This window comes from Phreatobacter sp. (assembly GCF_016793595.1).
Classification (GTDB): Bacteria; Pseudomonadota; Alphaproteobacteria; order Rhizobiales; family Phreatobacteraceae; genus Phreatobacter.
Map to the genome: position 1 here is coordinate 31,292 of NZ_JAEULY010000021.1, position 20,819 is coordinate 52,110.

The 20,819-nt window shown below is 67.6% G+C and carries 27 protein-coding genes; 10 read left to right on the top strand and 17 right to left on the bottom strand.

The genetic code is table 11. The features are described from left to right. Positions 1–60: 60 nt before the first annotated feature. A complete protein-coding gene (locus tag JNK84_RS20330) occupies positions 61–1,530 on the bottom strand; it encodes a catalase (protein WP_293427530.1) in 1,470 nt (489 codons plus the stop codon). Between the two features lie 117 nt (positions 1,531–1,647). Between JNK84_RS20330 and JNK84_RS20335 the strand changes: the two genes are divergently transcribed. Then, the gene (locus JNK84_RS20335; RefSeq protein ID WP_293427533.1) at positions 1,648–2,550 is read left to right on the top strand and encodes a hydrogen peroxide-inducible genes activator; all 903 of its coding nucleotides are present in this window, start codon (positions 1,648–1,650) and stop codon (positions 2,548–2,550) included. A 77-nt stretch (positions 2,551–2,627) separates the two neighbouring features. Continuing rightward, positions 2,628–3,053 (top strand): hypothetical protein, encoded by a 426-nt coding sequence (locus JNK84_RS20340; protein ID WP_293427536.1) that lies wholly within the window; start codon positions 2,628–2,630, stop codon positions 3,051–3,053. Here JNK84_RS20340 and JNK84_RS20345 read toward each other — a convergent pair whose 3' ends face one another. Then, positions 3,054–3,341: a PepSY domain-containing protein gene (locus JNK84_RS20345; RefSeq protein ID WP_293427539.1), complete on the bottom strand. Its 288-nt coding sequence runs from the start codon at positions 3,339–3,341 to the stop codon at positions 3,054–3,056. It abuts the gene before it with no gap. A gap of 116 nt (positions 3,342–3,457) precedes the next feature. After that, positions 3,458–4,129, bottom strand: coding sequence for a DUF2161 domain-containing phosphodiesterase (locus JNK84_RS20350; protein ID WP_293427542.1), 672 nt, complete (start codon positions 4,127–4,129; stop codon positions 3,458–3,460). 113 nt (positions 4,130–4,242) lie between these two features. Here JNK84_RS20350 and JNK84_RS20355 point away from each other — a divergent pair, with 113 nt between their 5' ends. The 6 genes from JNK84_RS20355 (at position 4,243) to rplS (ending at position 8,939) form a co-directional block, all read left to right on the top strand. Continuing rightward, positions 4,243–4,722, top strand: a complete 480-nt coding sequence (locus tag JNK84_RS20355) for a hypothetical protein (protein ID WP_293427544.1) — start codon at positions 4,243–4,245, stop codon at positions 4,720–4,722. Positions 4,723–4,950: 228 nt separating this feature from the next. Continuing rightward, a complete protein-coding gene (gene ffh / locus JNK84_RS20360; protein ID WP_293427546.1) occupies positions 4,951–6,492 on the top strand; it encodes a signal recognition particle protein in 1,542 nt (513 codons plus the stop codon). Positions 6,493–6,554: 62 nt separating this feature from the next. Beyond that, positions 6,555–6,917: a 30S ribosomal protein S16 gene (gene rpsP / locus JNK84_RS20365; protein WP_293427548.1), complete on the top strand. Its 363-nt coding sequence runs from the start codon at positions 6,555–6,557 to the stop codon at positions 6,915–6,917. A 229-nt stretch (positions 6,918–7,146) separates the two neighbouring features. Then, complete coding sequence (rimM, locus tag JNK84_RS20370) at positions 7,147–7,686, top strand: ribosome maturation factor RimM (RefSeq protein WP_293427551.1); 540 nt, start codon at positions 7,147–7,149, stop codon at positions 7,684–7,686. A 10-nt stretch (positions 7,687–7,696) separates the two neighbouring features. Further along, the gene (gene trmD / locus JNK84_RS20375) at positions 7,697–8,392 is read left to right on the top strand and encodes a tRNA (guanosine(37)-N1)-methyltransferase TrmD (RefSeq protein ID WP_293427554.1); all 696 of its coding nucleotides are present in this window, start codon (positions 7,697–7,699) and stop codon (positions 8,390–8,392) included. Between the two features lie 169 nt (positions 8,393–8,561). Then, positions 8,562–8,939, top strand: a complete 378-nt coding sequence (gene rplS, locus JNK84_RS20380; RefSeq protein ID WP_293427557.1) for a 50S ribosomal protein L19 — start codon at positions 8,562–8,564, stop codon at positions 8,937–8,939. 53 nt (positions 8,940–8,992) lie between these two features. Here rplS and JNK84_RS20385 read toward each other — a convergent pair whose 3' ends face one another. From JNK84_RS20385 to ahcY, 11 genes are all read right to left on the bottom strand, one after another. Continuing rightward, positions 8,993–10,015 carry a zinc-dependent alcohol dehydrogenase family protein gene (locus JNK84_RS20385; RefSeq protein ID WP_293427560.1) on the bottom strand — a complete coding sequence of 341 codons (1,023 nt, stop codon included), beginning with the start codon at positions 10,013–10,015 and terminating at the stop codon, positions 8,993–8,995. Between the two features lie 78 nt (positions 10,016–10,093). After that, positions 10,094–11,023 (bottom strand): hypothetical protein, encoded by a 930-nt coding sequence (locus tag JNK84_RS20390; RefSeq protein WP_293427563.1) that lies wholly within the window; start codon positions 11,021–11,023, stop codon positions 10,094–10,096. A gap of 297 nt (positions 11,024–11,320) precedes the next feature. Beyond that, a complete protein-coding gene (locus JNK84_RS20395; protein ID WP_293427566.1) occupies positions 11,321–11,635 on the bottom strand; it encodes a BrnA antitoxin family protein in 315 nt (104 codons plus the stop codon). Continuing rightward, positions 11,632–11,877, bottom strand: coding sequence for a BrnT family toxin (locus JNK84_RS20400; protein WP_293427569.1), 246 nt, complete (start codon positions 11,875–11,877; stop codon positions 11,632–11,634). The genes JNK84_RS20395 and JNK84_RS20400 overlap by 4 nt, the downstream gene beginning before the upstream one ends. Positions 11,878–11,941: 64 nt before the next feature. Next, positions 11,942–12,403, bottom strand: coding sequence for a DUF1178 family protein (locus JNK84_RS20405; protein ID WP_293427571.1), 462 nt, complete (start codon positions 12,401–12,403; stop codon positions 11,942–11,944). Then, positions 12,400–13,251: a carbon-nitrogen hydrolase family protein gene (locus JNK84_RS20410; protein WP_293427573.1), complete on the bottom strand. Its 852-nt coding sequence runs from the start codon at positions 13,249–13,251 to the stop codon at positions 12,400–12,402. The genes JNK84_RS20405 and JNK84_RS20410 overlap by 4 nt, the downstream gene beginning before the upstream one ends. Positions 13,252–13,266: 15 nt before the next feature. Beyond that, positions 13,267–13,524 carry a glutaredoxin 3 gene (gene grxC, locus JNK84_RS20415; RefSeq protein WP_293427575.1) on the bottom strand — a complete coding sequence of 86 codons (258 nt, stop codon included), beginning with the start codon at positions 13,522–13,524 and terminating at the stop codon, positions 13,267–13,269. 32 nt (positions 13,525–13,556) lie between these two features. Then, positions 13,557–14,348, bottom strand: coding sequence for a ComF family protein (locus JNK84_RS20420; protein WP_293427577.1), 792 nt, complete (start codon positions 14,346–14,348; stop codon positions 13,557–13,559). A gap of 110 nt (positions 14,349–14,458) precedes the next feature. Then, entirely contained in the window at positions 14,459–14,782 is a 324-nt protein-coding gene (gene trxA / locus JNK84_RS20425; RefSeq protein WP_293427579.1) for a thioredoxin, read from the bottom strand. A 107-nt stretch (positions 14,783–14,889) separates the two neighbouring features. Continuing rightward, a complete protein-coding gene (locus JNK84_RS20430) occupies positions 14,890–16,056 on the bottom strand; it encodes a benzoate/H(+) symporter BenE family transporter (RefSeq protein WP_293427582.1) in 1,167 nt (388 codons plus the stop codon). A 97-nt stretch (positions 16,057–16,153) separates the two neighbouring features. Next, complete coding sequence (gene ahcY, locus JNK84_RS20435) at positions 16,154–17,566, bottom strand: adenosylhomocysteinase (RefSeq protein ID WP_293427585.1); 1,413 nt, start codon at positions 17,564–17,566, stop codon at positions 16,154–16,156. A gap of 472 nt (positions 17,567–18,038) precedes the next feature. On the opposite strand from ahcY, the gene JNK84_RS20440 reads away from it, so the two are divergent. Together JNK84_RS20440 and JNK84_RS20445 are read left to right on the top strand one after the other, a co-directional pair. Continuing rightward, complete coding sequence (locus JNK84_RS20440) at positions 18,039–18,509, top strand: hypothetical protein (RefSeq protein ID WP_293427588.1); 471 nt, start codon at positions 18,039–18,041, stop codon at positions 18,507–18,509. Positions 18,510–18,511: 2 nt separating this feature from the next. After that, positions 18,512–18,787, top strand: a complete 276-nt coding sequence (locus JNK84_RS20445) for a hypothetical protein (RefSeq protein WP_293427591.1) — start codon at positions 18,512–18,514, stop codon at positions 18,785–18,787. A gap of 81 nt (positions 18,788–18,868) precedes the next feature. Here JNK84_RS20445 and JNK84_RS20450 read toward each other — a convergent pair whose 3' ends face one another. From JNK84_RS20450 to JNK84_RS20460, 3 genes are all read right to left on the bottom strand, one after another. Then, positions 18,869–18,994 (bottom strand): hypothetical protein, encoded by a 126-nt coding sequence (locus tag JNK84_RS20450; RefSeq protein ID WP_293427594.1) that lies wholly within the window; start codon positions 18,992–18,994, stop codon positions 18,869–18,871. Positions 18,995–19,011: 17 nt separating this feature from the next. Beyond that, on the bottom strand, positions 19,012–19,404 hold the full coding sequence (locus JNK84_RS20455) for a hypothetical protein (protein ID WP_293427596.1): 393 nt from the start codon (positions 19,402–19,404) through the stop codon (positions 19,012–19,014). An 86-nt stretch (positions 19,405–19,490) separates the two neighbouring features. Next, the coding region (locus tag JNK84_RS20460) for a helicase-related protein (protein ID WP_293427599.1) at positions 19,491–20,819 on the bottom strand (1,329 nt) is incomplete at its 5' end.

Consider the following 20,819-nt stretch of genomic DNA (forward strand, 5'->3'; position numbering starts at 1 on the left):
GAAACGGGTGGACGGGAAACCGGCCTCGGGGGCGCCGGCTTCCCGTCTGGCGGCGGCGCCTTACTCGGCGGCCACCGCATGCGGCAGGTCGGTCACCGACAGACCCATGCGGGTGGCGACGCCGATGCCGTAATCCGGGTCGCAGCGGTAGAAGTGGACGACCTGCCGGCGGACGATCTCGACCGGCACGCCCTGCATGGCGGCGGCGATATTGTCCATCAGCTGACCCTGCTGGTCCGGCGTCATCAGGCGGAACAGATCGCCCGGCTGGCGGTAGTCGTCATTGCCGTCGCGGTGGTTGTAGCGGGCGGCCGCGCCGTCGAGCGCCAGCGGCGGCTCGTTGAAGCGCGGATCGTCCACCGGGCCACCCATCGTGTTCGGCTGGTAATAGGCGTTGGGGTTGGCATTGCCGGCGAGCCGCATCGCGCCGTCGGCGTGGTAATGATGCACCGGGCAGCGCGGCTGGTTCACCGGCAGCTGGTGGTGGTTGATGCCGACGCGGTAGCGATGCGCATCGGCGTAGGAGAAGATGCGCGCCTGCAGCATCTTGTCCGGCGAGTGGCCGATGCCCGGCACGATGTTCGAGGGCGCCAGCGCCGCCTGCTCGACCTCGGCGAAATAGTTCTCGGGGTTGCGGTTCAGTTCGAGCTCGCCGACCTCGATCAGCGGATAGTCGCCATGCGGCCAGACCTTGGTCAGGTCGAAGGGGTTGTACCAGTGCTTGGCCGTCTCGGCCTCCGGCATGATCTGGACGTAGAACGTCCATGTCGGAAAGTCGCCCTTCTCGATCGCCTCGTAGAGGTCGCGCTGCGCCGACTCGCGGTCATCGGCGATGACCTTCGCGCCCTCGGCATTGGTCCAGTTGCGGATGCCCTGCTTCGTCTTGAAGTGGAACTTCACCCAGAAGCGCTCGTTGGCCGCATTGATGAACGAATAGGTGTGCGAGCCGAAACCGTCGACGTGGCGATAGGACTGCGGCAGGCCGCGATCCGACATCAGGATCGTCACCTGATGCAGGCTCTCCGGCGACAGCGACCAGAAATCCCACATCGCCGTCGGCGAGCGCAGGTTGGAGCGCGGGTGGCGCTTCTGCGTGTGGATGAAGTCCGGGAACTTCAGCGGATCGCGGATGAAGAAGACCGGCGTGTTGTTGCCGACGATGTCCCAGTTGCCCTCGCTCGTGTAGAAGCGCAGCGCGAAGCCGCGCACGTCGCGCTCGGCATCCGCCGCGCCGCGCTCGCCGGCCACCGTCGAGAAGCGCAGGAAGGCTTCCGTCACCGCGCCCGGCTGAAGCGCCGCCGCCTTGGTGTATTGCGAGATGTCCTTGGTCACGGTCAGCTTGCCATAGGCGCCCGAGCCCTTGGCGTGGACGGTGCGCTCGGGAATGCGCTCGCGGTTCTGATGGGCGAGCTTCTCCAGCAGGTGGAAGTCCTGCATCAGCAGCGGCCCGCGCGGACCCGCGCTCAGCGAATTCTGGTTGTCGCCGACGGGCGCGCCGCCCGCCGTTGTCATAATGGTCTTGTCGGCCATGGGAATGCTCCGGGCTGGCTGCCGCAGTTCAGGATGGAACCGTTCTAGGCGGAGCTTCACGATCACGGCCAATCGTATTATATTGGCCTCTCAATCAGATTTTCTGATCGCCAATCCATGCTCACGTTCAAGCAGCTCCGCTATTTCGATGCCGTCGCGCGGCTTGGCCATTTCGGCCGCGCGGCCGACCATTGCGCCGTCACCCAGCCGGCGCTCTCGATGCAGATCCAGGACCTTGAGGCCGAGCTCGGGCTTCAACTCCTCGAACGCCGACGCTCGGGCGTCCGGCTGACCGAGGACGGCCGCGAGATCGCCCGCCGCGCCGCCCGCATCCTCGCCGACATCCGCGACCTCAAGGACTATGCCGTTCATCGCGGCGAGCGGCTGGCCGGCACGCTGCAGCTCGGCGTCATCCCCTCCGTCGCGCCCTATATCCTGCCGCGCTTCCTGCCGGCGATGCGCCAGCGCTTCCCCGACCTCGACATCCATATCCGCGAGACGCAGACCCACCAGCTCACCCGCGAGCTGATCGACGGCGCGCTCGACCTCCTGCTCGTCGCCCTGCCGGTGGAGCATCCCGATATCGAGACCATCCGCCTGTTCGAGGACCGCTTCCTGCTGGCCCTGCCGCCGGACCGGCGCATCGACAGCCGCGTGCGGGCGACACCCGACATCCTCAAGGACGACCGCCTGCTGCTGCTGGAGGAAGGCCACTGCCTGCGCGATCAGGCGCTGACCTTCTGCAGCCTGCGCCGCGTCGAGAGCATCGACACGTTCGGCGCCTCGTCGCTGACGACGCTGGTGCAGATGGTCTCCAACGGCCTCGGCCTGACCCTGCTGCCGGAGATCTGCCTCGACGTGGAGGCGCGCGCCGGCGCGCTCAACGTCATGCGCTTCGCCGATCCCGAGCCGAGCCGCACGCTCGGCCTCGCCTGGCGGGCGACATCGCCGCGCAAGCGCGATTTCGTCGAGCTGGGCCAGCTGATCGCGGCGTCGCGGCCGAATGTCCCCGCGTCCTGACCCGGCATCGCGCGCCATTGCCAATTGACCAGCCCCGGATCATCTTCGCGCATCCTGATCCTGCCGCGACTCGCCCGATGCGCCCTCTCCGCTCCCTGCTGACAGCCGCCGCGCTCGTCCTCGCCGCGGCACCGGCCGCGGCGCAGTCGATCCCGCCTGCCGCGCAGGGCGTCGCGCACGGCGATTACCATCTCGGCCTGCTCAACGATTCCCAGCGCGCCGACCTGATGCGCCGCCTCGACAGCTATGCCGTGGTCGAGGTGTTCCTGCGCGCCTGTGGCCGGCCGCCGGCGCTGGAGCGCCGCATCCGCCACATCGTCTCGGGCTGCATCCGGCCGGACTCGATCGAGACCCTCGCCGGCCACTATCGCCGCGCCGTCGCCTCGCGCGAGAACCTGCGCTGGGACTGCGTCAGCACCGGCGGGCGCCAGATGATCGAGAAATCCGAGACCGCCATCCGCCTGACGGTGGCCGACCTCACGCGGCTCTGCCGGCGCGAGTGATCAGTCGTCCAGCTTGCGCGCGATGATCGAGAAGTCGAGGTTCGACAGTTTCAGCTCGTATTTCTGCCCGTCGGCCCCGACCGCATCGTCGACCTCGAAACGGCCGTCGTCGAACGCGACCTTGCCCCAGCGGGTGAAGCCCTCGCGCTGGAGCGTGTCGGCGATCTGGCGCATCTCCTCGGGCGTCACCGGGCGGTCGGCCGCATGTGCGGAGATGAATGACGCCGGCAGGAACGGCGCGCCCGCGAACGCGGTCACGAGGATGCGGCGGGTCTGGTCGAAAGGCAAAGGTCTTCTCCCTGATCGGACGGGCAGGTCGGAATGCGCGGGAACCATCGCCAATGCAGGTGGCATGATTTTGTTGCGTTGCAGCGGCCAATCGCCGCGTGCCCGTCCGCCGCTTGTCAGGGCGGCGGCAAGGCCGGCAGGTGATCCTTCCACGTCGCCAGCGCCGCATGGCCTGAATCCGTGAGGGCATAGACGCCCCGTTCCGCCCGTTCGAACCAGCCGTAGACATTGCGGCTGAGGATCGCCAGCGCGTCGGGGGCCAGTTCCCTGAGATCGCGCGGACGCAGCGGCCCCGCCGCCAAGGCCTGCGCCATGGCCAGCGTCCGCTGCCGGTAGGCGGTCATGATCGGCCGGCGCGTCGAGCCGCCGGCGGCCGGATCGCCCTTGCGGCGGCGATGCTCCGCGACGATCCGCGAGCGACGCTTGCCGTCATGGCGCGGCTTCCACGGCACCGGCTCGACAATCACCTCCACGCCGCCCATCGGCAGCACCGACAACAGCCCGAAGCCGCAGAGCCGGCAGAGCTTCTTGACCCGTGAATCGTGCTCCCTGCCGCGACCCCGCGCGGAAGCCTTCACCGCCAGCCACACTTCGTCCGCCGCCGCCGAGCGGTCGACCCCCTGCAGCACCAGTTCCAGCGTGAAGGCGAGCTTCAGTTCGCCGATCACCACGGCTTCCGGCTCGCCGTCCTTCAGCGCGACGAGGTCGCAGCCCGTGATCTCGCCCTTGACCGCGAAACCGAGGTCTTCGAGGAAGGTTTTGACGGGGAGGTAGAGCGAGGTTTCCAAGGAAGGCCGTTGGCGCGAGTGTCGAATCCAGCGGCATATTGTGCGGGTTGCAGCCTCGTTACAAATGGCGGCATGCTCGCGCCATTCTGCGACTGATTTTTGCACGGACGCCCATGTTTCCCGATCCCGACCTCGAGTGGCACGCCTATCCTTCGATCATCGATGGGATCAAATCGCCGTTTGCCATCAACAAAGGACAATGGGAGGGAAAGCTGCACCTTCTCGTCGTCGATAACTCGACGACGCCAACGGGCATGGCTGCTCGATCCCGTCTTAGGCCGCCAGCATTCGGTATCTCGATCAAATGTGAAATCTATCTGGCTGTTGAGGAGGTGCTATACTGCACTGCGGGGCATGGCGACGGCTGGACCAGGAGCTACATCAAGGAGGCGCGCAACTCGCGGCTGATCGCCGCCATATCGGCCCACGACCCCATCACGCGCTCTTTGCATCCAAACACGAGGGTTCCGCGCCACTTCTGTTTCGAAGGGTACGATTATTGCTACGAGACGGTTGGCTTCCACGAGCCGGCCATCCGGCCATTCATAACCGTTGATGCCGGTTATGCATGGGTTCCGGGCAACAATGATTGACTGCGAGCCTCAGTCGTTCCTGATTGCCTTTCCTTGACTTTCCGCCGCTTTCCCTCTATCCGCGCCCCACTCTCGACGTTCCGAGACCCAGCCCGCCGACCGGGGCCATGACCCCGGAGGCTCCCGCCCGACAGCGCATGGTGCGCCCTCGGGCGCGAAATGCGTTGCGGTTCCGGTGACCAGAGACCATTTTCGGGGCTCCCCGGAAATGACCTTGCTGGAGCATCCATGTTCGAAGGCCTGTCGACACGACTGTCCGGCATCCTCGATCGCCTCAAGGGCCGCGGCGCGCTGAGCGAGGCCGACGTGCAGGAGGCGATGCGCGAGGTGCGCCGCGCCCTGCTCGAGGCCGACGTCGCGCTCGAGGTCGTGCGCTCCTTCACCGACAAGGTCCGCGACCGCGCCGTCGGCGCCGAGGTCCTGAAATCGGTGACCCCCGGCCAGATGGTCGTCAAGATCGTCCACGACACGCTGGTCGACACGCTCGGCAGCGAGGGCGTCGCCATCGACCTTCAGGCCGTGCCGCCGGTGCCGATCATGATGGTCGGCCTGCAGGGCTCGGGCAAGACCACCACCACGGCCAAGCTCGCCAAGCGCCTCTTCGAACGCCAGAAGAAGAAGGTGCTGATGGCCTCGCTCGATACGCGCCGCCCGGCCGCGATGGAGCAGCTCGCCGTCCTCGGCAAGCAGATCGGCGTCGATACCCTCCCCATCGTCGTGGGCCAGTCGCCGGTGCAGATCGCCCGCCGCGCCATCGAGGCCGGCAAGCTCGGCGGCTACGACGTGGTGATGCTGGATACCGCCGGCCGCACCCATGTCGACGAAGCGCTGATGATCGAGGTGGCGGAGGTCGAGGCCGCCGCCCGCCCGCACGAAACCCTTCTCGTCGTCGACAGTCTGACCGGTCAGGACGCCGTCAATGTCGCCCGCTCCTTCACGGCCCGCGTCAATGTCACCGGCGTCGCGCTGACCCGCGTCGACGGCGATGGACGCGGCGGCGCCGCGCTCTCCATGCGCGCCGTCACCGGCAAGCCGATCAAGCTGCTCGGCACCTCGGAAAAGATGGACGGGCTGGAGGAGTTCCATCCCTCCCGCGTCGCCAATCGCATTCTCGGCATGGGCGACATCGTCTCCCTCGTCGAGAAGGCCGCCGAGACGATCGATGCCGAAAAGGGCATGGCGATCGCCAAGCGCATGCAGGCCGGCCAGTTCAATCTGGACGACATGGGCGACCAGCTCGACCAGATGATGAAGCTCGGCGGCATGCAGAGCCTGATGGGCATGATCCCCGGCATGAAGGCGATGCAGGGCAAGATCGCCGGCATGGGCGACGACAAGATGTTCAAGCGCCAGCGCGCCATCATCTTCGCCATGACGCCGTGGGAACGCCGCAACCCCAAGGAGATCGACGGCAAGCGCCGCCGCCGCATCGCCCGTGGCTCCGGCACGCAGCCGGAAGACGTCAACAAGCTCCTGAAGATGCATCGCGGCATGGCCGACATGATGAAGTCCATGGGCGGCGCGGGAGCCAAGCGCGGTCCCATGGCGGGCCTTGCCAACATGTTCGGGCTCGGCGGCGGGGGCGGCATACCCCAGCCGACGCCGGAGATGATCGCCGAGATGCAGAAGAAACTGCCGGGCGGATTGTCGGGAGGTCTTCCCGACAAGATGCCGGCGCTGCCCCCCGGTGGCCTGCCTCCCGGCTTTCCGGGCCTCGGCGGCGGCAGGCTCCCCGGCCTTCCCGGCTTTCCGTTCGGCAAGAAGAAATAGCCGGCTCAGTTCATCCGCATCGCATTCAGCTCAATCCAGAACGACACATCACGGAGTAACCCATGTCGCTCAAGATCCGCCTCGCCCGCCGCGGCACCAAGAAGCGCCCCTTCTACCAGATCGTCGTCGCCGACTCGCGTTCGCCGCGCGACGGCCGCTTCATCGAGAAGATCGGCATCTACAACCCGATGCTCGCCAAGGACCAGAAGCGCTACGAGGTCGATGTCGAGAAGGCCAAGGCCTGGATCGCCAAGGGCGCCACGCCGTCGGACCGCGTCGCCCGCTTCCTCGACGCCGAGGGCCTGATGAAGCGCACCGCCACCAACAACCCCGAGAAGGCCGTGCCCGGCAAGAAGGCCGAGGAGCGCGCCGCTTCGAAGGCCGCCAAGGCCGCGAAGGGTGCCGAGGCTCCGGCCGAGGGCTGAGAACCGCGTGCTGACCCTCTCCCTTGACGGGAGAGGGTGGCGTGCCCCCGCGAACCCTCTCCCCTTGCGGGAGAGGGTGGGTCCGGCAGGACCCGGGTGAGGGGCATGCGCTGATCGAAGCAGATGCCCCGCGTCACACGGGCTTCCCGTCCGGCGCCCGCATCCCTCATCCGCCCGCTGACGCGGGCACCCTCTTCCACAAGGGGAGAGGGTTAGCGGAAGGCTCCCCATGTCCTCCGATCTCGTCCTCGTCGCGAAATTCGGTGCGCCGCACGGCGTCAGGGGCGAGGTGCGCGTGAAGTCCTTCACGCAGGATCCGGCCGCCATCGCCGATTATTCCCCCCTCGCCTCCCGCGACGGCCGCCTCTTCACCGTTCAGAGCCTGCGCCCGGCGGGCGAGGTCATGGTCGCCCGCATCGCCGAGCTGAAGACCCGCGACGATGCCGAGGCCGTCACCAATCTCCAGCTCTTCGTGCCGCGCGAGCGCATTCCCGCAGCCGACGAGGCCGAGGACGAATTCCTTCACGCCGACCTGATCGGCCTCAAGGTCGAATCCCTGACTGGCGAACTCATCGGCACCATTACCGCCGTCTATGATTTCGGCGCGGGCGACATGCTCGACGTCGCGCGCCGGGCGCGGAAATCGGTGATGATCCCGTTCACCAAAGCCGTCGTGCCGACCGTCGACATCAGGGGCGGGCGCGTCGTCGTCGATCCGCCCGAGGGCCTGCTGGAGGACACTCCGCGCGGCCCCGAAGATCGCGACTGAGACCGGGCCGATGTTCCGCGCCTCGGTGCTGACCCTCTATCCCGAGATGTTCCCCGGCCCCCTCGGCGTCTCGCTTGCCGGGCGCGCCATGGGCGGAGCCTGGACCCTCGACACCCATCTCATCCGCGACTTCGCCACCGGCAAGCACCGCGCCGTGGACGATACGCCGGCCGGCGGCGGCCCCGGCATGGTGATGAAGCCCGACGTGCTCGCCCGCGCCATCGACCATGTCGCGCCCGAAGGCGATCCGCGCCCGCGCCTCTACATGTCGCCGCGCGGGCGTCCGCTGACGCAGGAACGTGTCCGCGCGCTCGCCGCCGGTCCTGGCGTGGTCATCCTCTGCGGCCGGTTCGAGGGCGTCGACGAGCGCATCATCGAGGCGCGCGCGCTGGAGGAGGTCTCCATCGGCGACTACGTGCTCTCGGGCGGCGAACTCGCCGCCATGGTGCTGGTCGATGCAGTCGTCCGTCTCCTGCCCGGCGTCATGGGCCATGATGATTCCGGCACCGAGGAGAGCTTCGAAGCCGGCCTGCTCGAATATCCGCACTATACCCGCCCGCAGGTCTTCGAGGACCGGACGATCCCCGATATCCTCGTCTCCGGCGACCACGCGAAGGTCGCGAAGTGGCGGCGTGCCGAGGCCGAGCGCCTCACCCGCGAGCGGCGACCGGACCTCTGGGCCAAATATCAGCCCCGAAAGGGGTGACAAACCCGCCGCGTTCCAGTAAGGAGCCGCGTCCGCTGGCAGCAGGGCGTCCACAAGGTCGCCGATCACGCTGCCATCGGCCGCTCGGGCGCCCCCGGTGCCCGTCCCCAGAACCAAGACCAACAAGATGCCCTGCCGCTCAAGGCCAGGGGCCACAAGGATCAGAGCCATGAACCTCATCCAGACCATCGAGGCCGAAGAGGCCGCCCGCGTCCTCGGCGACAAGAAGATCCCGGACTTCCAGCCCGGCGATACCGTCATCGTCAACGTCAAGGTCCGCGAAGGCGAGCGCTCGCGCGTTCAGGCCTACGAGGGCGTCGTCATCGCCCGTTCCGGCGGCGGCCTGATGGAGAGCTTCACCGTCCGCAAGATTTCCTACGGCGAGGGCGTCGAGCGCGTCTTCCCGATCTATTCCCCCATCATCGACTCGGTGAAGGTGGTTCGCCGCGGCAAGGTCCGTCGCGCGAAGCTCTATTACCTGCGCGATCGTCGCGGCAAGTCGGCGCGCATCGCCGAGCGCACCGAGCGCGCCAGCGACAAGGCCTGATCCATCTCGGGTCGCGCATAAGGGAACGGGGCCTCACGGCCCCGTTTTTCGTTTCAGCCGTTGCCGACCGTGAAGCCAAAGGCAAGCGTCGTCATCAGCACCTTGCCGGCCCGCCCGCCCTCGCCGGCCGCGCTCATCGCACGCTTGGCCTCGGCCATCGGAATGAGCTCGGCGACCGGCGTCGTCAGCGTGCCGTCCGCCATGCCCTTCGCAATGGTGGCGTAGGTCTCCGCCAGACGCTCGCGCCCGGCTTCCTGGAACCAGTGGATCAGCCAGAAGCCCTTGAGCGTCACTTTGCGGAAGATCAGGTGCTGGGCGTCGATCCGGCACTGCTCGCCGGATAGCAGGCCGTAATTGACGATCGTGCCGCCGTCGGCGAGCGCATTGGCCATGACCCCGGTCGCCGCCCCGCCGATGGCGTCGATGGCGAGCTTGACGTCGGCGCCACCGGTCGCCTCGCGCACCCGCTTGCGGAAGGCGCGCGCATCATCCAGCGCATCCGCGAGAACAGCCGTGCCGCCGGCGGCCTTCACGCCCTCGACCGCGCTGTCGCGCCTGACGACGTTGAGCGTGTTGATGCCGCGCTGCGCGGCGAGCTTGACGAGGAAGGTGCCGACAGCGGAATTGGCGGCATTCTGCATCAGCCAGTCGCCGGGCTTCAGCACCACCTGATCGTTGAGCAGCGCGACCGCCGTCGCCGGATTGCCCTTCAGCATCGACGCCTGTTTGAGATCGATGCCCGCCGGCAGCTTCATGGCGAGCGAGGACTTGATGTTCACCCGCTCCACCCAGCAATTGAGGATCATCGGCGAGACGATATCGCCGACGGCGAGCCCCTTCACGCCCTCGCCCACCGCTGATACGCGCCCGACCGCCTCGCCGCCCGGAATGAACGGCAGCGGCGGCTTCGACACGCCGTAGAGTCCCTGGATCTGCAACAGGTCGGACGGGTTGATGTTGAGCACCAGCATCTCGACCGTCACCTCGCCGGCGGCGGGAGGCGGCGGCTCCGGCATATCCTTCAGCTGGATCGTGTCGGCGGGGTCGCCGAAGCCCTCGATGACGATGGCCTTCATGGGGTGTCCTCCGGTCCCGTCTCGCGCGGGTTCGGCGCGACTATAGCAGGCCCCGCGCAACCGGCGAGACGCCGCGCCCTATTCTGAAAAGCCGAGGAAGCGGTGGTCGGGCGAGGATGTATTGTGCCGGCTCGGCTGGTTGCGGCCGAGGCGCATCTCGATGCCCTCGCCGCCCTTGAAGTCCATGACCGGGCTCTCGTGCCAGCGGTTCTCGGCCCTCGCACGCCATTCGACGCGCGCGCCGTCGGCATTGGTCTCGGTCACATACATGGAGCGCAGACCCGCGAAGGGACCGCCCGGAACCGCCCGCTCCAGCGCCACGTCGAGCGCGACGCGCGCACGGTCGATGGCATCGACCTTGACCGTCGCCGTGCCGCCGGCCCGGAAGGTCAGGCTGAACGTCATGGTCGCCGGATCGAAGGCGATGGCCGAGAGATTCACCACCGGCCGCTGCATCATCTCGATAGGCCCGAGCAGTACCGACGTTCCGTAGGCGATGTCGGTGAGATGCCGGGGCGGACGCGGCTTGATCCGCCAGTAGCCGTCCACGGGATAGAGGACGAGAAACTCGTACGGCGCCGAGCCCCGCTCCTTCCAGAACAGCTGGAGCAGGTGGAAGCCCTCCTCGCGCCGCGCACCCACCGTCACCGGCACGCGCTCGGGCCGCCAGAACTTGTCGAAGGTGATGCCGACGACGCGCAGGCGCTGATCCTCGTGCATCACCACGCGGCGCGGCGTGAAGCGGAAATCCGCCTTGTCGGTGATGGTGCAGTCGGTGAAGTCCGGCGCGGTGGAATCGCGGACGATGGAGCCGATCACGGCGGGGTGCACCGCCTCGACGCGGAAGCGGCGCACGGACGGCGCGTGCAGGCGCAGGTCGACATTGTCCTCCTCGGCGCAGAGCGTCGGCACGCTGTCATTGCTGATGCGGACGGTGGCCGGCTGGGCCTGCGCCGCCAGCGGCGACAGAGCGAGCGCGATTGCGGCAAGGACGAGCGAACGGACCATGCAAATCTCCTGCGGGTTCATCCGGCGTAGCAGCATGTGCCCGGCCAGAGAAGCCGCATCGAGTTCAAAGATGATCAGGAAGACGCCGCCATATCGCCGCGGCCGGGTCTTACGACATCGCTTCGGTAGCGAACCCGGCTGGCGAGCGCCGGACGCAGTTGTCGAACATGCCTGAAACGTACCCGACCAGCGTAACGCTGTCAAGGATAAAAATCCTACCCCGCTACTTGGCCAGGCAGCTTCGACGCGTCGCCGGCCGGTGCATCGGTCCTATTGTCAGGGCTCAACGGGGGGCCGCTAACCCTTCAGCCCGACCGACCTTCTCAGCGCCTCGTTCATCCGCGACTGCCAGCCGGGCCCCCCTGCCTTGAACCTGCTGATCACCTCGGCATCCAGCCTGAGCGAAACCGCCTGCTTCGGGTTATCGGAGCGTGGACGCCCACCGAGGTTCTTCCGCATCGCCGCCGCAAGGTCGGGCAGAACTTCCGCAAGCGGACGAGCCTGCGCCAGTTCCTCGTCGGTCCATTCCGGGTTGTCAGGATCAGCCTCAATCTGCCGCTGAATGATCGTCTCCTCGGCGTCGGAGAGAGCTCGCATCTTCTTCGCGGTCATGTCTGCCTCCGTTCCTTGCGGCTTGCCGGCCGCATGGAGATCACCGAGAGGGCCTCCGTCCCGAGCGGGCGAAAGACCACGGCGACAACCATCTCGCCATTGAACTCTCCAAGAGCCTTGAAACGCCCGTCCTTCGCGGCAACGACATTGGCGTCGAGGAAGAATTCAAGCGTCAGATCGGCGAAGTCCAGGCCGTGCTTGGTCAGGTTCGCGAGGCGCTTCGCTTCGTCCCAGACGATCATCGATTAATGTATATACGAAAACGTCGGTCGTGCCAAGGTAGCAGGATCGGAACGCGCGCCCCGCTCAGTTCCGGTCGTCCGGCAGCACGGGCAGCGGATGGAACTCGATGCCCTCGTCGTGCAGTTCCTTCGCCTCCTCGGGCGTCGCCGATCCGTGAATCGAGCGATGCTCGGTCTCGCCATAGTGGATCTTGCGCGCTTCCTCCGCGAACTTGTCGCCGACATGGTCGGAGTTCTTCGTGAGGTGTTCGCGCAGTTCCCTGATCTTGGCGCGCAGCTCCTGCTCGGCCGGCGAAACCATGGCGACCGGCGCCTCGGCAGCCGGAGCAGGCATCGCGACAGGCGTCTCCGGCGCGCGGTCCTTGCGGGCCACCTGCGGAGCCATCAGCGCCTTGTCGATCCTGTGCGAGCCGCAGACCGGGCACGTCACCAGCCTGCGCTTGCGCTGCTCGTCATAGCTGGCGGCGGAGGGAAACCAGCTCTCGAACGCGTGGGCCTTGTCGCAGTGGAGGGCGTATCTGATCATGACGCGGTGACGCTGGACATGTCGGGCAGGCTGAACACGCGGCCATTGGCGAGCGAGGGAATCCGGCCACGCGTCTCGTTCACCTTCGCCATGTCGATCTCGGCGAGGATGACGCCCGGCTCGTCGTGGTCGGCCTCGGCAAGGATGGCACCCCAGGGGTCAACGATCAGGCTGTGGCCGTAGGTTTCGCGGCCGCAGGCATGCTTGCCGCCCTGTGCCGCTGCAATCACGAAAGCGCCGTTCTCGATGGCTCGGGCGCGCATCAGGACATGCCAGTGCGCCTGCCCCGTCGGCACCGTGAAGGAGGAGGGGATCGCCAGAACGCCCGCGCCCTGCTCGGCCAGCGAGCGGTAGAGGTGCGGGAAGCGCAGGTCGTAGCAGATGGTGACGCCGAGCCTTGCCCAGGGCAGGTCCGCGACAACAGCCGCATCGCCCGGCGCATAGGCGGCGGATTCGCGATAGGTCTGGCCGTTCGGCAGCGTCACGTCGAACATGTGGATCTTGTCGTAGGCCGCCACCACCTCGCCGTCCGGCGAGATGACATAGCCGCGGTTCGCCGCCTGTTTCTCGCCGATGCGGATGGCGAGCGAGCCGACATGCAGCCAGATGCCGAGCGTCATCGCTTCCGCCTGGAACAGCGGGATAGATGCGTCCTCGGCCTCGGTGCGGATGGCCTCGAAGAATTTCGGCCGGTCCGGCTGAAGGATATTGGTCATTTCCGGCGTCTGGACATAGGTCGCGCCGGCGCGCGCGGCCTCGCGGATCAGCGCGATCGCCTGATCCGTGCTGGCCTTCACGTCCACGTCCGCGCGCATCTGCACGCAGGCGGCGGTGAATGTCGCGCTCATCGCCCCGCTCGCCTCTCAGGCCGCCAGCAAGGCGTCGAGCTTGCCGGCATCGTCCAATGCGTGGATGTCGTCGGAACCGCCGACATGCCGGCCCGCGATGAATATCTGCGGCACGGAAGTGCGCCCGCCGGCCTTGTCGATCATCTCCGCCCGGCGCTCGGGATGCTTCATCAGGTCGATCTCGGTGAAGGCCGCGCCCTTCGCGGTCAAGAGGCTCTTCGCCGACTGGCAATAGGGGCACCAGTCCTTGGTGTAGATGACGATTTCGGGCATCGCGGCTTCCGGCGGCTACGGGGTCCAGGAGGTCAGATATGGACCGCGAAGGGGCCGTCCACAACCCTTGCGCCGGTGAGCACGTCCACGCGCGCGGCCCCTGCCCTGCGCAGCACGCGCGCGCAGGCCTCGATGGTCGCCCCGGTCGTATAGACATCGTCCACCAGCACCAGCCGCTTGCCGCGCACCCAGCCCTTGCGGTCCTCGGCGATGCGGAAGGCGCCGGTGACGTTCTCGGCTCTTTGCGCCCGGGTCAGCCCCACCTGATGGGCGGTCCGGCGCACCCGCTGCAGAACCAATGGCTCGTTGGCGATACCCGTGAGGGCGGCCAGATGGCGCGTCAGCTCCGCCGACTGGTTGAAGCGCCGGCCGACCAGGCGCGTCCAGTGCAGCGGCACGGGAACGAACGCGTCCGCGTCGGACAGCACATCCCGCCCGGCCCGCGCCATCCATCCGGCGAGCGGCGCGGCGATCTCCAGCCTGTCGCCATATTTCAGCGCGTGAACAAGCGCCCGGCCGACATCGTCGAAACGGAAGGCCGCACGGGCGCGGTCGAAAACCGGCGGATTGGCGATGGCGGCGGGCGACAGGGCTCCCGGCCCGAGATCGAAGGGCAGCGGCGTGCCGAGCCGGTCGCAGACGGGAGCGGAAATGAAGGCGACGCGGCTCCAGCAGGCCGGGCACAGCGCGCCATGGTCGCCGACCGGATTGCGGCAGGCGAGGCAGAGCGGTGGCAGCAGCCAGTCGAGCACACGGCCACCGGCCGCGCCCAGCCGCTGCCTCAGCGGCCTTCGCGGGACGGTTGCCTTGGCTTCGGTCTCCATCGGGCGATGCTATCGCCGCGATCAAGCCCCGAAAGCCGGAACATCCCGCATCCGCAAACGAAAAAGCCGCCGTTTCCGGCGGCTCGTCCGTGCAGGGATGGCTATGCCGGTCAGGCGTGGCCTGAAATCCACTGCTTGAGGGCGGCCTGAGGCGCCGCGCCGGTCTTGCGATCGACGAGCTGGCCGCCCTTGAAGATCATCAGGGTCGGGATGGACATGATGCCGTAGTTCGACGCGATCTTGGGATTCTCGTCGACATTCACCTTCACGATCTTCACCTTGTCGCCCATCTCGGCCGAGATGGCGTCGAGGGCCGGCGCGATCATGCGGCAGGGGCCGCACCAGGGCGCCCAGAAGTCGACGACGACCGGAGCGTCCGACTTGATGACGTCGGTATCGAAGGTGGCATCGGTGGTGGCGGCAACGGCGCCCATGGCCTTATCTCCAGCTCAGTTGGAGGAATCGGGTGATGGTACCAAAGGTAGGCAAGCCCCCCCGAAGGTCAAGGCGAGGAGCACCGATGTTCACCGCCTCGTGACGGTCATCCACCCTTCCGCCATGCCTGCCATGCCTTTTCGACGGCCAGCGCCAGAAGGCCGATCAGGAGCCCCCAGAAGGCCGCGCCGACGCCCCCCATGGTGACGCCCGAAGCCGCCACCGCGAAGGTGAGAAGGGCCGGGAACCGCGTGCGCTCGTCGCCCATCGCGACAGTGAGTGAGCCCATCAGCGCGCCGGTGAGGGCAAGGCCCGCGACCGTCGCGACAAGCGCCTTGGGCATGGCTGCGAACAGCGCGACGAAGAAGCCGGCAAAGGCGGCGATGCCGATGAAGGCGAGCCCGTAGACGATGCCGGCCGGCCAGCGCTTCGCCGGATCGGGGTGCGAATCCGGCCCTGCCGCGATAGCCGCGGTGATCGCCGCGAGATTGGAGGGATGCGCACCGAAGAAGGCCGAAACAAGCGAGCCGAGGCCGGTGGTGGCGATGATCGGCCCGACCTTGGGGTCGTAGCCCGACGCCCGCAACACGGCGATGCCCGGCAGGTTCTGCCCCGCCATGGTGACGAGGTAGAGCGGCAGGCCGAGGCCGATCAGCACCGAGGGCACGAAGACCGGCGTCACCCATTCGAGGCGGGCAAGGCCCGCATCGGTCGGCAGCGGGCCGGCGAGCCCCAGCGCATAGGTCAGTGCGACGCCCGCCACCACCACGACCAGCATGGCGCTGGCGGCATGGGCGAGCCGCATGACGAGGAAGATCGCGACCAGCGGCAGGACCAGCCAGGGCGCGCCCGGCACCGCCAGCGCGACATCCATGACGAACTTGATGAGGATGCCGGCCAGCATGGCCGAGGCGATGGATGCGGGCAGCCGCGCGACGAAATCGCCCAGCGGCCGGATCAGGCCGGTCAGGATGATCAGCGCCGAGGCGACGACGAAGGCCCCCACCGCCTCCGGAAAGGCGATGCCGGTCGAGGCCCCGATCAGCGCCGCGCCGGGCGTCGACCACGCGAGCACGATGGGGATGCGGTAGCGCCAGGTCAGCGCCATGCCGCCGAGCGCCTTGGCGAGCGAGATCGCCGCGAGCCACGAGATCGTCTGCCCCGCCGTCGCTCCCAACGCCTGCGCCGCCGCGATCACCAGCGCCACCGTGCTGGCCGTGCCGACCAGCGGCGCGATGATGCCGGCGGTGAAAGTGGAGAGCGTCAGGGGCATGGCGGTCGTCGTCCGTGGCTGTGCGGCCCGGCCGCCCGAAACAGAAAAGGCCCGGCGGTGAGCCGGGCCTTCCTGATCGCAGAGCCTGAACGGCCGATCAATAGCGGTAGTGGTCCGGCTTGAACGGGCCCTTCTCGGGCACGCCGATATAATCGGCCTGTTCCTTCGACATCTTGGTCAGCTTCACGCCGAGCTTCTCGAGGTGGAGCGCCGCGACCTTCTCGTCGAGCAGCTTGGGCAGCGTGTAGACCTTCTTCTCGTACTTGCCGGGGTTCGCCCACAGCTCGATCTGCGCCAGCGTCTGGTTCGAGAACGACGACGACATGACGAAGCTCGGATGGCCCATGGCATTGCCGAGGTTCACGAGACGGCCCTCCGACAGGAGGATGATGCGGTTGCCGCCCGGGAACTCGATCTCGTCCACCTGCGGCTTGATGTTGACCCACTTGAAGTTCTTCAGGCCGGCGACCTGAATCTCGTTGTCGAAGTGGCCTATATTGCAGACGATGGCCCGGTCCTTCATCTGCCGCATGTGCTCGACGGTGATGATGTCCTTATTGCCGGTCGCGGTGACGTAGATGTCGGCTCGCGAGAAGGCGTCCTCGATGGTCGCGACCTCGTAGCCCTCCATGGAGGCCTGCAGGGCGCAGATCGGGTCGATCTCCGAGACAATGACGCGGGCGCCGGCCTGGCGGAGCGAAGCCGCCGAGCCCTTGCCGACATCGCCGAAGCCGGCGACGAAGGCGACCTTGCCGGCCAGCATCACGTCGGTGCCGCGGCGGATGGCGTCGACCAGCGATTCACGGCAGCCGTAGAGATTGTCGAACTTCGACTTGGTGACGCTGTCGTTGACGTTGATCGCCGGGAACAGCAGCTTGCCTTCCTCGGCCAGCTTGTAGAGGCGGTGGACACCCGTGGTGGTCTCTTCCGAGACGCCCTTGATCGCCTTGGCGACCTCGGCGAACCAGCCCTTCGGCTTGCTCGCAAGCAGCTTCCGGATCAGCGCGAAGAAGATCACTTCCTCATCCGAGCCCGGCTTGTCGAGGAAGGCGGTGTCGCCGCCCTCGGCCTTCAGGCCGTAATGGACGAGCATGGTGGCGTCGCCGCCGTCGTCAAGGATCATGTTCGGCGTGCCGCCACCGTGCCAGTCGAACAGGCGGGCGGTGTAGTCCCAGTATTCCTCGAGGCTCTCGCCCTTGTAGGCGAAGACCGGGATGCCGGCGGCCGCGATGGCGGCGGCGGCGTGGTCCTGGGTCGAGAAGATGTTGCAGGACACCCAGCGGATGTCGGCGCCGAGAGCCTTCAGCGTCTCGATCAGCACCGCCGTCTGGATGGTCATGTGCAGCGAGCCGGCAATGCGCGCGCCCTTCAGCGGCTGCGACGGGCCGTACTCGGCGCGGATGGACATGAGGCCCGGCATTTCGGTTTCGGCCAGCTCGATCTCCTTGCGGCCGAAGGGAGCGAGCGAGATGTCCTTGACGATGAAGTCCTTGCCTTGGTCGAGCGCCATGGGTTCCTCAGGGATTGCGCGCGGCCGAAGGGATATCCGGCCTGTCGGCGGGCGATCTAGCATGCGCGGCCGGGGGAGACAATAAAGACATAAAGATTTCTTTATGTGCCTACGCATTAGCGGCGCCATTCTCAGGCGCGGCAGGCTCACTGCGGCGATATCAAGCCGCCGCACAGAATGCGGGTACCCATTATTCCCTAGGTGAATTGGACCATCGGGTGCATAATCCCGACTTATGGAGCGCGCCCGGTGCTCCGCTGTTCGTCCTGACGCATCGCAACGCAGTTTCTGTCGCGACGGGACGCCCCCACGAGACTGACGCCCGGCACTGCCGACACAACCGTTCCTGCGGGGCGGTTGCTTACGCCGATCCGGCCTGCCCTCCAAATATCTCACGTTCTGGTCGCTCGATCCGCGCCATCGCGCGGCGTCCGGCTCGTTCCGGTGCCCCAGGGCACGAAAGGAAATGACCATGTTGACCTCCACCGACCGCCGGCCTTCATCCGCGCAACGCAGCGTGATCGAGACGGCCGAGAAGGTTTTCTCGCCGCGCGTCAATGCCGCCCGCGACCACAAGCCGTCCTGCCCGGCCTGTGGTCGCCGGCATCCCATCGCCCCTGTACTGTCGCGCCATCGCCCGCCGGCTTCGGCCGAGCACGACTGGCGGTGCTCCGGATGCGGCCATGCCTGGACCACGGTCGCGATCATGACCCCGCCTGTCGCCGCAGCCGGCCACGGCCACCGCTTCCCGGTCGGCTCGCAGGTCCGGCTCATCGTGAAATACGGATCGCGGCCGCCGGCCTCCGGCACGTTCACTGTGGTGGCGCTGCGTCCATCGGAGAACGGCGACATCCAGTATCGGATCAAGAGCCCGTCGGAGGGTTTCGAGCGTGTCGTCCGCGATGGCGAGCTTGCGGCCGTCAAGCCGGACGGGGACCGCTAGACATGGCCGCCTCTCTTGCACGCACGGCACTGCTCGCCCTCGCCGTGGCTACGTCCTCGCCGGCACGCGCCGACGAGGCGCTCTCACGCTCCCCGACTCCGGAAGAGGGCCGGATGATGACCCTCCAGCTCAAGGCGGCCGGTTTCAGCCCCTGTTCGCAGGTGACGCTGGTCGACGGCCGCTGGTCCTGTCGCGCGCAGGACGCGGCCGGCCAAATGCACCAGCTCTCCCTCAGCAATTTCGACTTCGCAGTGATCGGGCGCCAGCCTCTCCGCTAGGCCCACCGCTTTCCCGGCTCTCCCGAGACTTCCGGCACGCTGCGCAGCCCATATCGGGGCGGCGCTGCCGGCGCACGCCTGTCAGTGCGCCCTCCGCAGCACCTTGGTGAAGCCGTCCTGCGCGCAGGTGACCGGCGCGGCCAAGGCGGGGGTGGCAAGGCCGGTGGCGACAAGGAACGCCGGCAGGGCGGGGCGGAGGAAGGTCATGGTCCGAAGATCCCGCCTCAGCGGGCGGCGCGGCGGAAGGTGCGCGGGTTGAAGTCGGGGCAGGTCAGGACGAAGCGGTCGCTGGCGGTGACGCGCAGGGCGCAGGCCGGGCCGGTGCCGTTGGCGCCGTTCTCGCACGTGCTGCGCTGGTCGAGCGAGGCGCTGCGGCGGGCAGGATCGAAGGTCCCGGACAGGGTCTGGGTGCAGATCGTGCCGTCGGTGCGCCACCGCCGCACCACCGCGATCCCAGCGCCCTCGGTGCGGATCTCCATGCCGCGCTCGTCACGCGTGTCGGAAGTCCAGCGTCCCGCGAGGTCGGCGGCAGCGCCGGGCGTCTGGGCAGAGGCGGCGGGAGCAATGGCAGCGAGCGCCAGGGCGGCGAGGAGAGAGGCGAGAAGCGGGCGGGACATGGTGGGGTTCCGGTGGGTCGGAGACCTCTGGGTCGCACGGTGAGGCGAAAAGGTTCAGGTGATCGTGAACATGCTGCGGCCAAGCCCTACCCCCTCCACCCCTTCCCCGGCTTACCCCCGCCCTTCTTCCTCGCCACCGCGCCGGCCGGCACTTCCCTGTCAGTCCCCGGCCCCATCGAGTCCAGATCAGGCCGCGCCGCCCGTGACGTCGGCGGCAGGTTCCCCCGCGCGCCGTACTTCTTCGCGCCCCTGAACCCGCCGGTCCGGTCCTCCACGCTCTCCTGCCGCGCCATGGGGTCGTCGAGCACGGCGAGTTCGGTCTCGCGCAGGCGCTTGAGTTCGTCGCGCAGGCGCGCGGCCTCCTCGAAGCGCAGGTCCGCGGCCGCCTCGCGCATCCGCTTCTCGATATCGCCGATCACAGCCGCGAGGTTGTGGCCGACCGTCGCGCCCACCTTCGCGAGACCGGCATCCACGGTGACGTGGTCCTTCTCGTAGACGCTGTCGAGGATCTGGGCGATCTGCCGCCTGATGGTCTGCGGCGTGATGCCGTTCGCCTCGTTATAGGCCGTCTGCTTCTCGCGGCGGCGATTGGTCTCGGCCAGCGCGCGCTCCATCGAGCCGGTCATCTGGTCGGCATAGAGCAGCACGCGGCCGTCGACGTTGCGGGCGGCGCGGCCGATGGTCTGGATGAGGGACGTTTCGCTGCGCAGAAAACCCTCTTTATCGGCGTCAAGGATGGCGACCAGCGCGCATTCCGGGATGTCGAGGCCCTCGCGCAGCAGGTTGATGCCGACCAGCACGTCGAAGGCGCCGAGGCGCAGGTCGCGGATGATCTCGATCCGCTCCAGCGTCTCGACGTCCGAATGGACGTAGCGGACCTTGACGCCTGCCTCGTGCATGTACTCGGTCAGGGCCTCGGCCATCTTCTTGGTGAGGACGGTCACCAGCACGCGCTGGCCCTTGGCTGCGCAGGCCTTGCACTCGGCGATCACGTCGTCGACCTGGTGCTCGGTCGGCCGCACCTCGACCACCGGATCGATCAGCCCGGTCGGACGCACCACCTGCTCGGTGAACACGCCACCGGTGCGCTCGAGCTCCCACTTGCCGGGCGTCGCCGAGACGAAGATCGTCTGCGGCCGCATCGCCTCCCACTCCTCGAACTTGAGCGGACGGTTGTCGATGCAGGACGGCAGGCGGAAGCCGTACTCGGAAAGCGTGAATTTGCGATTGTAGTCGCCGCGGAACATGCCGCCGATCTGCGGCACGGTGACGTGGCTCTCGTCGACGACCAGCAGCGAGTCCGGCGGCAGGTACTCGAACAGCGTCGGCGGCGGCTCGCCCGGCTTGCGGCCGGTGAAATAGCGCGAATAGTTCTCGATGCCGGCGCAGGAACCAGTCGCCGCCATCATCTCGAG

Coding starts and splice junctions, on each gene's coding strand:
- JNK84_RS20330 (WP_293427530.1), bottom strand. CDS start 1,530: ATGGCCGACAAGACCATTATGACAACGGCGGGCGGCGCGCCCGTCGGC.
- JNK84_RS20335 (WP_293427533.1), top strand. CDS start 1,648: ATGCTCACGTTCAAGCAGCTCCGCTATTTCGATGCCGTCGCGCGGCTT.
- JNK84_RS20340 (WP_293427536.1), top strand. CDS start 2,628: ATGCGCCCTCTCCGCTCCCTGCTGACAGCCGCCGCGCTCGTCCTCGCC.
- JNK84_RS20355 (WP_293427544.1), top strand. CDS start 4,243: ATGTTTCCCGATCCCGACCTCGAGTGGCACGCCTATCCTTCGATCATC.
- ffh (WP_293427546.1), top strand. CDS start 4,951: ATGTTCGAAGGCCTGTCGACACGACTGTCCGGCATCCTCGATCGCCTC.
- rpsP (WP_293427548.1), top strand. CDS start 6,555: ATGTCGCTCAAGATCCGCCTCGCCCGCCGCGGCACCAAGAAGCGCCCC.
- rimM (WP_293427551.1), top strand. CDS start 7,147: ATGTCCTCCGATCTCGTCCTCGTCGCGAAATTCGGTGCGCCGCACGGC.
- trmD (WP_293427554.1), top strand. CDS start 7,697: ATGTTCCGCGCCTCGGTGCTGACCCTCTATCCCGAGATGTTCCCCGGC.
- rplS (WP_293427557.1), top strand. CDS start 8,562: ATGAACCTCATCCAGACCATCGAGGCCGAAGAGGCCGCCCGCGTCCTC.
- JNK84_RS20385 (WP_293427560.1), bottom strand. CDS start 10,015: ATGAAGGCCATCGTCATCGAGGGCTTCGGCGACCCCGCCGACACGATC.
- JNK84_RS20390 (WP_293427563.1), bottom strand. CDS start 11,023: ATGGTCCGTTCGCTCGTCCTTGCCGCAATCGCGCTCGCTCTGTCGCCG.
- JNK84_RS20395 (WP_293427566.1), bottom strand. CDS start 11,635: ATGACCGCGAAGAAGATGCGAGCTCTCTCCGACGCCGAGGAGACGATC.
- JNK84_RS20400 (WP_293427569.1), bottom strand. CDS start 11,877: ATGATCGTCTGGGACGAAGCGAAGCGCCTCGCGAACCTGACCAAGCAC.
- JNK84_RS20405 (WP_293427571.1), bottom strand. CDS start 12,403: ATGATCAGATACGCCCTCCACTGCGACAAGGCCCACGCGTTCGAGAGC.
- JNK84_RS20410 (WP_293427573.1), bottom strand. CDS start 13,251: ATGAGCGCGACATTCACCGCCGCCTGCGTGCAGATGCGCGCGGACGTG.
- grxC (WP_293427575.1), bottom strand. CDS start 13,524: ATGCCCGAAATCGTCATCTACACCAAGGACTGGTGCCCCTATTGCCAG.
- JNK84_RS20420 (WP_293427577.1), bottom strand. CDS start 14,348: ATGGAGACCGAAGCCAAGGCAACCGTCCCGCGAAGGCCGCTGAGGCAG.
- trxA (WP_293427579.1), bottom strand. CDS start 14,782: ATGGGCGCCGTTGCCGCCACCACCGATGCCACCTTCGATACCGACGTC.
- JNK84_RS20430 (WP_293427582.1), bottom strand. CDS start 16,056: ATGCCCCTGACGCTCTCCACTTTCACCGCCGGCATCATCGCGCCGCTG.
- ahcY (WP_293427585.1), bottom strand. CDS start 17,566: ATGGCGCTCGACCAAGGCAAGGACTTCATCGTCAAGGACATCTCGCTC.
- JNK84_RS20440 (WP_293427588.1), top strand. CDS start 18,039: ATGTTGACCTCCACCGACCGCCGGCCTTCATCCGCGCAACGCAGCGTG.
- JNK84_RS20445 (WP_293427591.1), top strand. CDS start 18,512: ATGGCCGCCTCTCTTGCACGCACGGCACTGCTCGCCCTCGCCGTGGCT.
- JNK84_RS20450 (WP_293427594.1), bottom strand. CDS start 18,994: ATGACCTTCCTCCGCCCCGCCCTGCCGGCGTTCCTTGTCGCCACCGGC.
- JNK84_RS20455 (WP_293427596.1), bottom strand. CDS start 19,404: ATGTCCCGCCCGCTTCTCGCCTCTCTCCTCGCCGCCCTGGCGCTCGCT.